Annotated in this window: 13 protein-coding genes and 2 tRNA genes; 4 read left to right on the top strand and 11 right to left on the bottom strand. The window is 67.7% G+C overall.

Annotated elements, in window-relative coordinates; genetic code table 11:
• Positions 1–287: 287 nt before the first annotated feature.
• The gene (locus ACWGSK_RS21415) at positions 288–1,001 is read left to right on the top strand and encodes a DUF305 domain-containing protein (protein ID WP_452456564.1); all 714 of its coding nucleotides are present in this window, start codon (positions 288–290) and stop codon (positions 999–1,001) included.
• A gap of 131 nt (positions 1,002–1,132) precedes the next feature.
• Here ACWGSK_RS21415 and clpX read toward each other — a convergent pair whose 3' ends face one another.
• From clpX to ACWGSK_RS21390, 5 genes are all read right to left on the bottom strand, one after another.
• Positions 1,133–2,410, bottom strand: a complete 1,278-nt coding sequence (gene clpX / locus ACWGSK_RS21410) for an ATP-dependent Clp protease ATP-binding subunit ClpX (protein WP_358509474.1) — start codon at positions 2,408–2,410, stop codon at positions 1,133–1,135.
• A gap of 294 nt (positions 2,411–2,704) precedes the next feature.
• Positions 2,705–3,361: an ATP-dependent Clp protease proteolytic subunit gene (locus ACWGSK_RS21405; RefSeq protein ID WP_358509471.1), complete on the bottom strand. Its 657-nt coding sequence runs from the start codon at positions 3,359–3,361 to the stop codon at positions 2,705–2,707.
• Positions 3,362–3,421: 60 nt separating this feature from the next.
• The gene (locus ACWGSK_RS21400; protein WP_067602127.1) at positions 3,422–3,970 is read right to left on the bottom strand and encodes a ClpP family protease; all 549 of its coding nucleotides are present in this window, start codon (positions 3,968–3,970) and stop codon (positions 3,422–3,424) included.
• A gap of 288 nt (positions 3,971–4,258) precedes the next feature.
• Entirely contained in the window at positions 4,259–5,722 is a 1,464-nt protein-coding gene (gene tig, locus ACWGSK_RS21395) for a trigger factor (RefSeq protein ID WP_452456563.1), read from the bottom strand.
• 227 nt (positions 5,723–5,949) lie between these two features.
• A tRNA-Pro gene (locus ACWGSK_RS21390) sits at positions 5,950–6,024 on the bottom strand.
• A gap of 117 nt (positions 6,025–6,141) precedes the next feature.
• Here ACWGSK_RS21390 and ACWGSK_RS21385 point away from each other — a divergent pair.
• From ACWGSK_RS21385 to ACWGSK_RS21375, 3 genes are all read left to right on the top strand, one after another.
• Positions 6,142–6,215 (top strand) — tRNA-Gly (locus ACWGSK_RS21385).
• A 644-nt stretch (positions 6,216–6,859) separates the two neighbouring features.
• A complete protein-coding gene (locus tag ACWGSK_RS21380; RefSeq protein WP_358509464.1) occupies positions 6,860–7,369 on the top strand; it encodes an adenylyltransferase/cytidyltransferase family protein in 510 nt (169 codons plus the stop codon).
• A 105-nt stretch (positions 7,370–7,474) separates the two neighbouring features.
• The gene (locus tag ACWGSK_RS21375; RefSeq protein WP_358509461.1) at positions 7,475–9,337 is read left to right on the top strand and encodes an ABC transporter ATP-binding protein; all 1,863 of its coding nucleotides are present in this window, start codon (positions 7,475–7,477) and stop codon (positions 9,335–9,337) included.
• A 72-nt stretch (positions 9,338–9,409) separates the two neighbouring features.
• On the opposite strand, the gene ACWGSK_RS21370 is transcribed toward ACWGSK_RS21375, so the two are convergent.
• The 6 genes from ACWGSK_RS21370 to ACWGSK_RS21345 form a co-directional block, all read right to left on the bottom strand.
• Positions 9,410–9,931, bottom strand: a complete 522-nt coding sequence (locus ACWGSK_RS21370; RefSeq protein ID WP_358509458.1) for a (2Fe-2S) ferredoxin domain-containing protein — start codon at positions 9,929–9,931, stop codon at positions 9,410–9,412.
• A gap of 205 nt (positions 9,932–10,136) precedes the next feature.
• Entirely contained in the window at positions 10,137–10,403 is a 267-nt protein-coding gene (locus ACWGSK_RS21365) for an Rv0909 family putative TA system antitoxin (RefSeq protein ID WP_358509455.1), read from the bottom strand.
• 143 nt (positions 10,404–10,546) lie between these two features.
• Complete coding sequence (mgtE, locus tag ACWGSK_RS21360; RefSeq protein WP_358509452.1) at positions 10,547–11,887, bottom strand: magnesium transporter; 1,341 nt, start codon at positions 11,885–11,887, stop codon at positions 10,547–10,549.
• A 274-nt stretch (positions 11,888–12,161) separates the two neighbouring features.
• Positions 12,162–13,265: a PP2C family protein-serine/threonine phosphatase gene (locus ACWGSK_RS21355; RefSeq protein ID WP_358509449.1), complete on the bottom strand. Its 1,104-nt coding sequence runs from the start codon at positions 13,263–13,265 to the stop codon at positions 12,162–12,164.
• A gap of 491 nt (positions 13,266–13,756) precedes the next feature.
• Positions 13,757–14,224, bottom strand: a complete 468-nt coding sequence (locus ACWGSK_RS21350; protein WP_358509446.1) for a ribose-5-phosphate isomerase — start codon at positions 14,222–14,224, stop codon at positions 13,757–13,759.
• Between the two features lie 110 nt (positions 14,225–14,334).
• Positions 14,335–14,481, bottom strand: coding sequence for a hypothetical protein (locus tag ACWGSK_RS21345; RefSeq protein ID WP_358509443.1), 147 nt, complete (start codon positions 14,479–14,481; stop codon positions 14,335–14,337).
• Between the last annotated feature and the right edge of the window lie 122 nt (positions 14,482–14,603).

Below are 14,603 nucleotides of genomic sequence, written 5' to 3'. Positions count from 1 at the left end.
AGGAAATATAGGTCTTAACAGTTCGAAGGCGCGGTACTGCGGGCCTCTGCGACGGTGACATCCCCCTGTCTTCGGGGACACACGACTGTGGCCCTCAGGACATCCCCACGAACACGCCGACATCGGCCGCGCGCCGACGGCGGACGCTTGGAGACGGCCGGACGAACACCGGTTCCGCACTGGACAAAACACCCACGGAGTGAGTAGAAAACCCGCAGGATGTCGCATACCACCGACACCGGCGGTCCCCACCCGGCCCGTCCGCCCCACCCCCTGGAGGAGACCACGTGCGTCGCCTGGCACTCGCCGCCGGAACCGCCCTCGTCCTGCTCGCCGCCCCGGCCTGCAACGCGGACGACGACGGACAGGAGTCCGCCAACGTCATCTCCCCCGGCGCCCCCGGAGAGTCCTCCACCCCCGCGACCGCCGAGGAGATCGCCGCGCTCGCCGAGGAACAGGGACACAACGAAGCCGACGTCACCTACCTGGTGATGATGATCGAACACCATTCCCAGGCCCTGGAGATGACCGACCTGGTCCCGGACCGTTACCGGCGCGACGGCGTCGAACGCATCGCCGACCGCATCGCCGCGGCCCAGGACCCGGAGATCTCCGCGATGGAGAGCTGGCTGGAGGAGAACATCTTCGGTCCGGCCCGGGACAACCCCGCCCACCAGAACTTCTGCGGTCTGGAGGGCGAGGGCGGCCACCACTCGGAGGGCGAGGACGTTCCCCTCTGTGACCTGGAGGTCGACCACGACGACATGCGGGGCATGGTCTCCGAAGAGGACATGCAACGGCTCACCGACGCCGAGGGCGACGAGTTCGACCACCTGTTCGTGGAATTGATGACCGCCCATCACGAGGGCGCGGTGGCCATGGCCGTGGACGTCCTCTCCGACGGACACGACCAGACCGTGATGCGGATGGCCAACGACCTCATCGCCGAGCAGAACACCGAGATCGCCCGCATGGAGGCGGTCCTGGAGGACGAGGACTGATCCTTCCCGGACCGAACGCCTCCCCCGGGGCGCCCCGGGCACCAGGTGGTCGCACACACGACGGGGCGCCCTCGCTCGATGCGAGGGCGCCCCTTGTCGTGCGAGAGCGGTTCAGGGCCGCACGGAATCGATCAGGCGGACTTCTCCTGGCGATCGTCGTCCTCCGGCTTGCGGCGCGGGACGATCGTCGGGTTGACGTGCTGCTCCACCGACTCGCGCGTGATGATCACCTGGCCGACGTCCTCCCGGCTGGGCACCTCGTACATCACCGAGAGCAGGACCTCCTCGATGATGGCGCGCAGACCACGGGCACCGGTACCGCGGATGATGCCCTGCTCGGCGATGGCCTCCAACGCATCCTGGGTGAACTCCAGCTCCACGTTGTCCAGCTCGAACAGCCGCTGGTACTGCTTGACCAGGGCGTTGCGCGGTTCGGTGAGGATCTGGATCAGCGCGGCCTTGTCCAGGTTGTGCACGCTGGTGATCACCGGCAGACGACCGATGAACTCCGGGATCATCCCGAACTTGAGCAGGTCCTCCGGCATGACCTCGCCGAACAGCGCCCGCTCCGATTCCTCGGTCTTGGGCCGCAGCACGGCGTTGAAGCCCATGCCCTGCTGCCCGGTACGGGACTCGATGAGCTGTTCCAGCCCGGCGAAGGCGCCACCACAGATGAACAGCACGTTGGTGGTGTCGATCTGGATGAACTCCTGGTGCGGGTGCTTGCGCCCGCCCTGCGGCGGAACACTCGCGGTGGTGCCCTCCAGGATCTTCAGCAGCGCCTGCTGCACACCCTCCCCGGAGACGTCCCGGGTGATCGACGGGTTCTCGCTCTTACGGGCGACCTTGTCGACCTCGTCGATGTAGATGATCCCGGTCTCGGCCTTCTTGACGTCGTAGTCCGCGGCCTGGATCAGCTTCAAGAGGATGTTCTCGACGTCCTCGCCGACGTAACCGGCCTCGGTCAGCGCCGTGGCGTCGGCGATGGCGAAGGGAACGTTCAGGATCTTGGCGAGGGTCTGCGCCAGCAAGGTCTTGCCCGAACCGGTCGGACCCAGCAGCAGGATGTTGGACTTGGCGATCTCCACGTCCTCGTCACCGGGACGGTCGCCCTCGGAACGAACCCGCTTGTAGTGGTTGTACACCGCCACCGACAGAGCCTTCTTCGCCTGCTCCTGACCGATCACGTACGAGTCGAGGAAGTCGAAGATCTCCCGCGGCTTGGGAAGGGAATCCCACGTGAGCTCGGTGGCGTCGGCGAGTTCCTCTTCGATGATCTCGTTGCACAGATCGATGCACTCATCGCAGATGTACACGCCGGGGCCCGCGATGAGCTTTTTCACCTGCTTCTGGCTCTTACCGCAGAATGAGCACTTCAGCAGGTCCCCGCCGTCGCCGATGCGTGCCACCCAGCCACTCCTCAAAACTAAGGCCACCCCGCCCCCGACGCGTTTCACGTCGGACGGCACGGAAGCGAACTCCCGTGAATCTTCCGTCCACGACCGACCGGTCACGGACGGGGCGATCTGTGTGTCGCTCCCCGCCAGGGTAAGCGAAAAACCGGACCGGCTTCACCACCGGGTTGTTCCAGGCGGGTCCCGAACCGGTCCGGCGCATGCTTTACGAGGCCGGAGAACCCCTACCGGAACATCCACGCGAATGCGCGGAGTCCGGTTCGGCTCGGGGTTTCTCCGGCGGGTGCCCTACTTCAGGGAAGCCTTGCGGTAGGGCAACACGAAGTCGATGAGACCGTACTCGACGGCCTCCTCCGCGGTGAGGATCTTGTCGCGCTCGATGTCCTTGGACACCTGCTCGGGCGAGCGACCCGTGTGCTTGGACAGGGTCGTCTCCAGCTGCTGCCGGATCCGGGTGATCTCGTTGGCCTGGATCTCGATGTCGCTGGCCTGGCCGTGCATGCCCTCGGTGGCGGGCTGGTGGATCATCATGCGGGCGTTGGGCAGCGCGCCGCGCTTGCCCGGGGTGCCGCCCGCCAGCAGGATCGCGGCGGCCGACGCGGCCTGTCCGATGCACACCGTCTGGATGTCGGGGCGCACGAACTGCATGGTGTCGTAGATCGCCATGAGGGAGGTGAAGGAACCACCCGGCGAGTTGATGTACATCTGGATGTCCCGCTCGGAGTCGAGCTGCTCCAAGGTGATGAGCTGGGCCATCAAGTCGTTGGCGGAGACATCGTCGATCTGCACGCCGACGAAGATGATCCGCTCCTCGAAGAGCTTGTTGTACGGATTCATCTCCTTGACGCCGTACGACGTGCGCTCCACGTAGGACGGCAGCACGTAGCGGCTCTGGGGAGCCATCGAGGCCGCGCCGCCGATCAGACTGGGGTTGAACTCGGTCATTTCACGCCTTCCACGCACTACGCCGATCCATGGACTGGGTCAGGACAGCACTGAGTACGGTCAACTGGTCACATCGAGGGTGCCTTCGAGCACCTCGTCGATGAAGCCGTACTCCAGCGACTCCTGGGCCGTGAACCAACGGTCCCGGTCGGCGTCCTTCTCGATCTGCTCGACCGTCTGCCCGGTGTGCTCGGAGATCTTCGTGATGAACATCTTCTTCACGTAGAGCAGCTGGTCCGCCAGGATCCGGATGTCGGAGGCGGTGCCCCCGATGCCACCGGACGGCTGGTGCATCATGACGCGGGTGTGCGGCAGCGCGTAACGCTTACCGGCCGCACCGGCGCACAGAAGCATCTGCCCCATGGACGCGGCCATACCGATACCCACGGTACGCACGTCGTTGGGGATGTACTGCATGACGTCATAGATCGCCATGCCCGCCGTCACGGAACCACCCGGCGAGTTGATGTACATGGTGATGTCCCGCTGGCGGTCCTCGGCGGACAGCAGTAGGAGCTCACCGACAAGGCGGTTGGCGATGTCGTCGTCGACCTGTTGGCCGAGGAACACGATTCGCTGGCGCAACAGGCGCTGAGGCGTCTGCTCAATAAAAGGGGAAAGTTGCGGGTCCGACGTACGAGCGTCGAATCCCGGGGACTCATCAAAGGTCGGCGGCACTCTCGTCACCTGCTCCGGAATCGAAACGGTTGCGATACAGCGACACTAACGCCGCTGGGCGTCGGGCTCGTCCGTATAACGTCCCTGTTCGCTTTGAGCGCAGGGTGCGGGAGGGGTGGAAGACACCTTTTCTCCTGACAGCGAACAAAGCACCACGGGCCCCGATCGCCCCGGTTCCGGGGCGGTCGGGGCCCGTGCGAACGCTACGGACCCGAAGGACTACTTGCTGTCGTCCTTGGCGTTCTCGTCGGCCTTCTCGGACTCGGCGGCGTCGTCTTCGACGACCTCCACGGTCTCGACGACCTCGACGTCCTCGGTGGCGGCGGCAGCGGCCTTGGCCGCGTCCTCCACCACGTCGGTGTCCTCGGCCGCCTCGACCTGCGGGGTCTCGATGACGTTGCCGTCCTCATCGGTCACCTTGGCGTCGGCCAGGACCAGGTCCATGGCCTTGCCGCGGACGACCTCGGTGAAGGCGACGCGGATCTGGTTCGACTCGACCAGGTGCTGGGCCAGCTGGTCCGGGCTGACGCCCATGCGCTGGGCCTGCTCGAACACGTACTGGCTGAGCTCGCCCTGGTCGGCGCTCAGGTCCTCCTGGAGGGCCAGCTGGTCGAGGATGAAGCCGGCCTTGACCGCCGAGTTGGCGCCGGTCTTCAGCTCCTCCTCGAACTCCTCCTCGGTCTTCTCCTGCGACTCGAGGTAGGCCTCCTTGGTCAGACCGCTCTGGGCGAGCTGCTGCTCAAGGCTCTGGCGACGACGGGTGATCTCCTCGTCGACGACCGCGTCGGGCAGCGGCACCTCGACGGACTCGATGAGCTTCTCCAGCGCCTTGTCACGGGCGGCGGAGAGCTGCTGCATGCGACGCACGTCGGCCATGCGCTTGCGCACGTCGTCGCGCAGCTCGTCGATGGTGTCGAACTCCGAGGCCAACTGGGCGAACTCGTCGTCCAGCTCCGGCAGCTCCTTCACCTTGACCGAGTGCACGGTGACGGTGACGTCGGCTTCCTCGCCCTCGTGGTCGCCACCCACCAGGGTGGTCTTGAAGGTGGCCTCGCCCTCGGCCTCCATGCCGCGCAGGGTCTCGTCGAGGCCCTCCAGCATGGCGTTGGTGCCGACCTCGTAGGAGTAGCCGCTCACGGCCACGTCCTCGAGCTTCTCACCGTCGACGGCCGCCGACAGGTCGATGGACAGGTGGTCGCCGTCCTCGATCGGACGGTCGGCGCCCACGAGCGTGGAGAAGCGCTCGCGCAGGGTGCCGATCTGCTCGTCGACCTGCTCATCGGTGGCGGCCGCGTTGTCGACGGTCACCTCGATGCCCTTGTAGTCCTTCACCTCGAACTTGGGGCGGACGTCGACCTCGGCGGTGAAGGCGAGCTCGTCGTTGTCCTCCAGCTTGGTGACCTCCACGTCGGGCTGACCGAGCGCGAAGATCTCCTCCTTCTGGATGGCTTCGTTGTAAAGCTCCGGAACGGCGTGGTTGACCGCTTCGCTGATCACCGCACCTCGGCCGACGTAGCGGTCGATCAGCCGCGCCGGTGCCTTGCCCGGGCGGAAGCCCTTGATCCGAACCTGCTTCGCGAGCGACTTGTAGGTCACGTCGAAAGCGTGCTCGAGCTCCTCGAAGGGCACCTCGATGGTCAGCTTGACCCGGGTCGGGCTGAGCTCCTCGACATCGGTCTTCACGGGGCGGTACTCCTAGGTTTGCCGGCTGGTGTCCGCGTCGGCCCGCAGTCGCACCACACGAACGGCGAATGCACGCGAGCACCCCGGACCGTGGAGACCACGTTCTACTGGGGTGCCCTGCGACGGGCTGGGACTTACAGTTTCCTGCTGATCGCACCAAGTCTAGGGCAGATACGCAGGGGGCCACGGCCGCCGGCCGAGAGGCCGGACGGCCGCGAAAGATTTCGTCGGGGTGGCGGGATTCGAACCCGCGGCCTCATGCTCCCAAAGCATGCGCGCTAACCAAGCTGCGCTACACCCCGTTGCCCGGCGGGGACACACCAATCCGAAAACGAGTGTGCGACCACCGCCCTGGAGACTGTACTCTTATCTCCAGCGGCAGGACGAGTCTAGAGGAAACTCAAGGGCTCTGAAGCCATGCGGGCGTAGTTCAATGGTAGAACCCCAGCCTTCCAAGCTGGTCATGCGAGTTCGATTCTCGTCGCCCGCTCCACTCGGAGCGAGCCGTGTGCCTCCAGGCACCGGCTCGTTCCGCTATTTCACCAGGGGGGCGACCCCCTCACCCCCGCCCCACTCGGAGCAAGCCCTATGCCTCCAAGCACCGGCCCGCTCCGCTATTTCACCAGGGGGGCGACCCCCTCACCCCCGTCCCACTCGGAGCAAGCCCTATGCCTCCAAGCACCGGCCCGCTCCGCTATTTCACCAGGGGAACGACCCCCTGACCCCCGCTCCACTCGGAGCGAACCGCGCACCCCCCGACACCGGCCCGCTCCGCCATTTCACCAGGGGAACGACCCCCTCACCCCCGCCCCGCTCGGAGCGAGCCCTATGCCTCCAAGCACCGGCTCGTTCCGCTATTTCACCAGGGGGGCGACCCCCTCACCCCCGCGGGGACGACCCCCTCACCCCCGCCGCACCACTTTTCCGTTCCACATCGCGAACTCTTCACGTGATGGGACACACATACCGCTCACGGGGTTCCCGGCAACGTCCGTCACACCCGCGGTGAACACCGTTCGGTTCTCCTCCCCAGAGGCGGAATACCCCCGCCCGGCAGGTACGTTGACCTTTCGGGTGAGCCCGTCCACGCGAGCGGACGCGGACGCCCCTCGGTCGTATGGAGGGAACGGGGGCCACATGCGGGAATCTGGCACGGACGAGGCGTACCAAGCGGCCACGCCGCTGGGTCTGCGTTGGTTCGAACGACCGGACCCCCTCGAACGACCGGTCGTGGTCACCGGGGTCTTCGACGTACTGCACGTGGGACACATCCGATTCCTGGGTGCCATCGCCGAACGCGGCCACCCCCTCGTCGTGGGCATCGAGTCCGACGAGCGAGTGCGAGCCTGGAAGGGCCCCGAACGGCCGATCAACCCGGCCGAGGAACGGGCCGAGACCATCGCCGCGCTCGCCTGTGTGACCGGTTCCTTCATCATCGACGGACCCCCCACGGTCGCCGACTGGGCCGCCTACGCCGACCTGCTTCGCCCCCTGGCCCCCGCCGCCCTGGCCTTCACCGCCGGGGACCGCTACACCCAGGCCAAGATCCGCGGCGCGGAGGCGCTCGGCGCCCGCTCCTGGGAGCTGCCCTTCACCCCGGGCCGCTCCACCACGGCGGCGCTGGGTCGCCTCTCGCACTCGCTCTGAACCCTCGATTCCCCACCACCCCCTCCCCCGCATGCTCGGGAAGCGGCACGGCCCCATCGGTGTTGACACATGCGTGGCGAACCGATGTACGAAACGAGGCCGTCGATGATGTCAGGGAGGCCCTCCTACAGGGCTCTGGTCAACGATGGGAGCGCGCGAGGGCAGAGGCTGCCCCCGGGGATCACCCGACGCATCCTGTCGTACGCCCGACCGCACTGGCGGTCGATCCTGCTGTTCCTGTTGGTCACCTCGATCGGCGCGGGCGTGGTGGTGGCCAACCCCCTGCTGCTGCGAGCCATCATCGACCAGGGAATCATCCCGGGGAACACCTCGGTGGTGGTGTGGTTGGCGGTCGCCGCGGGTGCTCTGGCCCTGCTGGAGGGCGTCATCACCCTGACCGGCCGGTGGTTGTCGGCCCGGATCGGGGAAGGCGTCATCTACCTGCTGCGCACCCAGGTGTTCGCCCACGTGCAGCGAATGTCGATCTCCTTCTTCACCCGCACCCAGACCGGTTCGCTGATCAGCCGCCTGAACACGGACGTGGTGGGCGCCCAGCGGGCGATCACCTCGGTACTGCAGTCGGTGGTGTCCAACCTCATCAGCGTGGTGGCCGTGCTCATCACCATGCTGGCCCTGTCCTGGCAGGTGACCCTGCTGGCGTTGGTACTGGTACCGCTGTTCATCGTGCCCGCGAAACTGCTGGGCCGCAGACTCGCGACCATCTCGCGCGACGCCATGGACAACAACGCGTCGATGAGCTCGCTGATGACCGAACGGTTCAACGTCGGCGGCGCCATGCTGGTGAAGCTGTACGGCCGTCCGGACGAGGAGAACCGCGGGTTCTCCGAGAAGGCCGCGCGCGTCCGTGACCTGGGAGTCCAGCAGGCGGTGTTCGGTGGCCTGCTGTTCACCATGCTCGCGACCATCACCGCGCTGGCCGTGGCGATGGTCTACGGCGCGGGCGGCCTGCTCGCGGTGCGGGGCTCCTTCGAGGTCGGCACCCTGGTCGCGCTCACCACCCTGCTGACACGGCTGTACGGTCCGGTGACCACCCTGTCCAACGTGCACGTGGAGATCATGACCGCCCTGGTGTCCTTCGACCGGGTCTTCGAGGTGCTGGACCTGGAACCGCAGATCAAGGAGGACCCGCACGCCCGGCCGTTGCCGGAGGGTCCGTTGAGCGTGGAGTTCGACCAGGTGTCCTTCCGTTACCCGGGCGCCGCCGGGTCGTCGGTGGCCTCCCTGGAACTGGCCCCACAGGCGGAGAAGGACGAGGACACCCAGGTGCTGAGCGGGGTGTCGTTCCACGCCGAACCGGGCCGGATGGTGGCGTTGGTGGGCCCCTCGGGTGCGGGAAAGAGCACGCTCACCCACCTGGTGTCACGACTGTACGACCCGACCGAGGGGCGGGTACGGGTGGGCGACCTGGACCTGCGTGAGGCGACCGGCGACTCCCTGCGTTCGGCGATCGGCGTGGTGACCCAGGACGCGCAGCTGTTCCACGACACCGTCGGCGCCAACCTGCGCTACGCGCGTCCGGAGGCCACCGACTCCGAGTTGGTCGAGGTGCTGCGCATGGCACGTCTGGGCACGCTTCTGGAGCAGCTGCCCCAGGGCCTGGACACCATGGTGGGAGATCGCGGTTACCGGCTCTCCGGGGGCGAGAAGCAGCGGCTGGCGATCGCTCGGTTGCTGTTGAAGGCGCCGTCGGTGGTGATCCTGGACGAGGCCACCGCCCACCTGGACTCGGAGTCGGAGGCCGCCGTTCAGGAGGCCCTGGCCGTTGCCTTGGAGGGGCGCACCTCCCTGGTGATCGCGCACCGGTTGGCGACCGTGCGGGAGGCCGACCAGATCCTCGTGCTGGAGGACGGGCGGATCCTGGAGCGCGGGTCACACGAGGAACTCCTCGGCGCGGGTGGCCTCTACACGGCGCTGTACCGCACCCAGTTCGCCCCGCAGAGTCGCTGACGGCCCACGGCGCGGTCCGGGCCTCCGGATCGCGCCAGTGCCGCGTCGGTCAGGGTTCACCCCGTCGCGGCACTAGACCTTCTCCGGCTTCTTCCTTTTCTTCTTGGACTTCTTGGACTTCTTCTTGTCCTTGCCGTCCTTCTTGCTCTTCTTCTGCGCCTTGGCGTCCTCGCCCTTGCCGTCCTTGGGCTTCTCGCGCTTGGGCTTCTTGCGTTTCTTCGGCTTCTTCGCGTCCTTGGAGGTGACGTGGTCCGCCAAGACCTCGGGAAGCGGGGCCAGACCGGGACCGCCCTCGAAGATCCAGTCGTCGACGGCTTCCAGCAGGTCGTCCTCGGTCATCTCACCCAGCCAGACGGGGCGGCCACCGGCGGCGCGGCCCATCGCGGAGGGCTGGACCACGACGACGTTGGCCTGGAAGCAGATGCCCAGACACTTGCTGGTGCGGACGGGAACACGGCGGGCGGAGTGGTCGTCGATGGCGCTCAGGCGGGCGAGCTGGGCGTCGTGGTCGACGCCGGGGACCTTCTTCTCCGTTCCGCAGCAGCATCCTCGACAGACCGTGAGTTTGCAGGGCGCGTCCTCGACCGCACTCATCCCCCACCCCCTCACCCGCTGGTCGGGTTCGCCTTATCCGGCCAGGGTAATCATTCGTAGCACCACCCTGACCAGCGGGTACTCGATCGGTTGGGTGATCTTCCGGTGTGGGGGCACCGAAACGGCGAGGAGCGGATGGGGCGCCCACTTTCGTGGACCCGCCCCACCCGCCCCGTGTTCCGAGGAATCTTCGCCCGGCTCGAAACTATCCGCGCCGGTCGTCCTCGTCGGAACGGCCCTGTCCGCGGTCCTTCGAATCGCCGGTGTCCTCCTCCGAACGCCCCGCCCCGTCACCCTGCTTGCGCAGGTAGTCGGTGGCCGCGCCGGAGGCCTTGTCGATCTTGTCGTCGTGGGCGCCGCCCGTGGCCTTCTTCGCGGCGTCGGCGGCCTTCCCCACCAGACCCTCGGCCTTGTCCGCGTTGTCCTCGACCGTCTTGCGCAGCTTGTTGAACGCGTCACCCGCACCGGCCATGGTCTCCCCCTGGGGTCGTCGTCGATCGTCCGGGCCCACCCCGGGTTTCTCCGGGGTCCGCCCTGGTCACCCATCGTACGGAAGAGGGCATGGTTCAAGACACCTCTTCGACCGACGAGTTCGTCGGACGGGCCCCGTTCCGGTCAGATCCCCAGCACCGCGCGCGCGATCGCGAAGTAGATGAGCAGGCCGGTGGCGTCCACGAGTGTGGCCACCATCGGGGAGGAGACCACCGCCGGGTCCACTCCGACCTTGCGGGCGAGCAGCGGCATCGACGAGCCGATGATCGCCGCCCAGGTGCAGATCGCGACCACCGACAGGGCGACCGCCACCGCGACCGCGAAACCCACGAGCAACGAGCCGATGGCCAGGGCCAGGAGCGCGAGGATCACGCCCAGCAACAGGCCGACCCGGCTCTCCTTCCAGATCACCGATGGAAGGTCGCGCACCCGCACCTCGCCGACGGCCAGGGCGCGCACGATGGCCGTCGCCGACTGGGCTCCGACGTTGCCGCCGGTGCCGATGAGCATGGGCACGAACATGGCCAGCGCCGTCACCTGTTCCAACGTCGCCTCGTACACCTGCATGACGTTGACGGTGAACGTGGCGGCGACGATGAGCAGCATCAACCACACCGACCGTGCCCCCACCAGACGGAGCACTCCGACCGAGGCGTAGTGGTCGTCGATGGGACTGGCACCGGACTGGAGCGCCATGTCCTCGGAGTCGGCGGCCTCGATGACCTCAAGGGCGTCGTCGACGGTGAGCATGCCGACGAAACGGTCCTCGGAGTCCATCACGGGCAGGGCGACCAGGTTGGCCTCCTGCATGAGTCGGGCTGCGTCCTCGACGGGTTCGTAGGCGCGAACCCGAGGCGCGAACACGTCCACCAGGTCCTTGAGGATCATGTCGACGTCGCTGACCACCAGGTCGCTGAGGGTGACGGTGCCGACCACACGGCGGCCGTCGCTGACCACCGGCAACGTGTAGATGATCTCGGCGCCGGCCCCCTTGGCGCGGACCACCTCCAGCGCGCGGCCGACGGTGAGGTCACGGTGCAGGACGACCGTCTCGGGGGTCATGTACCGACCGACGGAATCCTCGGGGTAGCCCAGGAGGGCGGCGGTCATCCTGCGTTCGGAGGGGCTCAGGCCGGCCAGGGCACGGGTGGCGATCTTGGCGGGGGCCTCCCCGATGAGCCTGGCGCGGTCGTCGGGCTCCATTTCCTCCAGGAGGTCGTGGAAGTCGGTTCCACGCAGGCCCAGGAGGATGTTCTGCTGTTGGCTCGAATCGAGTTCCTCGAACACCTCCAGCTCCCGGTCCTTGTCCAGGAGCCGGAAGGGGATGATCGCCTCGCGTCCGGTCATGCGGGAGAGTTCGTCCGCGATCTCGTGGGGCCTGTGTTCGGCCAACCAGAGTCTGATCCCGGTCAGGTCGTTCGTCTCGACCAGATCGATGAGTTCTTCAGCGCGCTCGCCGTCCATGCGAAGCACCCCCTTGCATCGCCGGGGCCCGGCGCACACGTCCGCCGGGCCGGTGGTTCGGGAAAGGTCCGGCCCCTCGTCGCTGGTGGGGTCGGCCGTGCGAGCGTCGGCGTCTGGGGGGACGGGGAGGGCGGGCACGGCGATCCGGGGACGTGTACGAAGAACCTCGTACGGGGTCGGGGAACATGACGACCCTACCTCTGGCGGCGGCCGTCCGGTCTCATCCGGGACCCGTCGGCGCGGGGCGTTCGCCCATGAGCGCGCGGTGGGGTCTTCAGTTGCGCCAGAGGACGACGAGCGCGCAGTCGTCGTTCTTGTCCTTGCTGAGGGTGTCGACGATCTCGCTCGCCCCGGTGGCGAATCCCTGGGTGACCAGGGTGTCCGCGGCGCCGAGGAGTTTGTCGATGCCGGCGTCCAGGTCCTCGCCGGGGGTCTCGATGAGCCCGTCGGTGCAGAGCATGATGGCGTCGCCGGGACGGAGCCCGCCCTCGACGAAGGTGTAGGTCAACTCCGGGATCACGCCGAGGACCACGCCCTTGGCCTCGGTGGTGCTCCATACCCCGCCGCCGCCGTCGTAGTGCAGGGCGGGCGGGTGCCCGGCGGAGGCCACCTGGTACTCGCCGGTGACGATGTCCACGCTCAGGTGGACGGCCGTGACGAAGCCCTCACCGCCGCTGTTGCGCATGAGGTAGTCGTTGCAGTGGGCGAGGAAGTCGCGGGCGGGCACCGCGCCGATGAGTCCGCTGAAGGCACCGGAAAGCAGCAGGGCCCGGGTCCCGGCGTCCACCCCCTTGCCGGACACGTCCACGAGAGCGACGTCGAGCCGGTTCTCCCGAAGGATCGAGACCACGAAGTCGCCACCGAAGGAGGAACCGCCGGCCTGACGCAGCACGGCGGTGCGCCCCCATCCCTTGGGGAGCTTGGGCAGCCGACCCTGGTGGCGTAGTCGGTCGCGCAGGTCCAGCAGCATCATCTCGCCGCTGAGCCCCTGCACTCCGAGGCGTTCGCGCAGCCCGGACAGCAGGTACGAGAGCACGGCGGTGACCCCGATGGTGACCAGCAGCCCCGGCCCCACCTGACCGAAGTCGAGCATGTAGGCCACGAACACCAGGACCGCGGCGACCACGGCCAGCAGGAACGCCAGGCTCTTGCGTTTGAGGAGCAGGCCACCGGCGAGAACGGTGAGGATGGTGGAGCTGGGTGGGAACCAACCGGTGGGACCCCACACGGCCCCCACCCCGATGCCCACGGCCAGGGTCACCAGGGTGATGAGGACGAGCCGGTAGCGGAACAACACCTTGCGCCGGAGCACCGCGACGAGCCGCTGCGCGGTCGAGCGCAACAGCCGGGTGGTCTTGGCGGTCGGTGTGGAGTTCATGGGTCCTCGCGATCGGCGCGCCCGCTTCGCTCGCGGGGGTTACTCCTGGTCGTCGTACGGCGCACCGCCGCGGCCGGGGTCGCGTCGGGGCGGATCTCGCGTCGGCGGGCCGGGGGCTCGTGGGGGATCACCCGAAAGGAGTGGCGGTCGCCCGGAGGGTGACACCATCGCACCGCGGATGGCTCTGACCCGCCGCTGTGCACGAACTGTAGCGCTTGGGGCCTCGAAGTGGCACGTGCATCCGGGCCGGATCCGCCCCACTATCCCGGGTTTGGGGTCCGCCTAAACCCGTGGGGACGCGCCCTCGGCGGGCCGCGCCGTACCTGGTCACGCACCAGGATCCCCTGGCCGCCGCCGGCGTCGGTGGCGACCCCCGGGAGCGTTCGCCCCGATCCCCGACGACACGGCGTGTCCCGCCCCGGAAACACGAAGGGCCCCCACGGTGGGCGGGGACCCGGTCCGGCCGCTCGTGGCGGGCCATCGACGAGACGTTACGGAAGCGGGGGCAGTTCGCCGGTCCGCTCGTAGTCACCGAGCATCGCGATGCGGCGGGTGTGCCGCTCCTCGTCGCTGTAGGGGGTGGTCAGGAAGAGTTCCACGAACCGGGTGGACTCCTCCAGGGAGTGCATCCGCCCACCGATGCCGAGCACGTTCGCGTCGTTGTGCTCGCGCGCCAGTTTGGCGGTGTCCTCGCTCCAGGCCAGGGCCGCACGAACGCCCTCGACCTTGTTGGCGGCGATCTGCTCGCCGTTGCCGGAGCCACCGATGACGATTCCCAGGGAACCCGGGTCCTTCGCCACGCCCTCGGCGGCGCGCAGGACGAACGGCGGGTAGTCGTCCACCGCGTCGTAGACGGCCGGCCCGGCGTCCACGACCTCGTGGCCCCGCTCCTTCAGCCAGGAGACGAGGTGTTCTTTGAGCTCGAAGCCCGCATGATCTGATCCAAGGTAAACACGCACGTCACCAGTGTGACAGCTTCCACGCACGAAAAACGCCGCGCCCCACCCGTGAACGTTCGGGTGGGGCGCGGCGGAGCGTGTGGGAGGCGTACGCCTCGTCCGTGGGCCGCTCAGACTCCGGCCGCGGCGGCGGCGACGCTCAGCCCGAGAGCGGCGAAGCCCGCCATCGACAAGATGGCGATCACGTTGCTGATAAGGATCGACTTGAGGTCCTTACTCAGAGGACCTGCCTTGGAGACCGCAGGCTTGTTGCTCAACTCACACCTCGTTTGGTTTCGACCGGGGATGCCCGATCGGGATCTTCCCACACCGCACAACACACGCTTCACCGGGGGTGATTCCCCGCGAACGCGGTCCCGCGAAGTGACACCTCCCACAG

Source organism: Nocardiopsis sp. NPDC055551 (assembly GCF_053619415.1).
The sequence above is the reverse complement of the archived record's forward strand: the minus strand, read 5'-3'. Positions and strand labels throughout refer to the sequence as shown.

Excerpts from the sequence above, each read along its gene's own strand:
- ACWGSK_RS21405 (WP_358509471.1), bottom strand. The coding sequence starts at position 3,361 with ATGACCGAGTTCAACCCCAGTCTGATCGGCGGCGCGGCCTCGATGGCT.
- ACWGSK_RS21355 (WP_358509449.1), bottom strand. The coding sequence starts at position 13,265 with ATGAACTCCACACCGACCGCCAAGACCACCCGGCTGTTGCGCTCGACC.
- ACWGSK_RS21370 (WP_358509458.1), bottom strand. The coding sequence starts at position 9,931 with ATGAGTGCGGTCGAGGACGCGCCCTGCAAACTCACGGTCTGTCGAGGA.
- ACWGSK_RS21365 (WP_358509455.1), bottom strand. The coding sequence starts at position 10,403 with ATGGCCGGTGCGGGTGACGCGTTCAACAAGCTGCGCAAGACGGTCGAG.
- ACWGSK_RS21380 (WP_358509464.1), top strand. The coding sequence starts at position 6,860 with ATGCGGGAATCTGGCACGGACGAGGCGTACCAAGCGGCCACGCCGCTG.
- mgtE (WP_358509452.1), bottom strand. The coding sequence starts at position 11,887 with ATGGACGGCGAGCGCGCTGAAGAACTCATCGATCTGGTCGAGACGAAC.
- ACWGSK_RS21375 (WP_358509461.1), top strand. The coding sequence starts at position 7,475 with ATGATGTCAGGGAGGCCCTCCTACAGGGCTCTGGTCAACGATGGGAGC.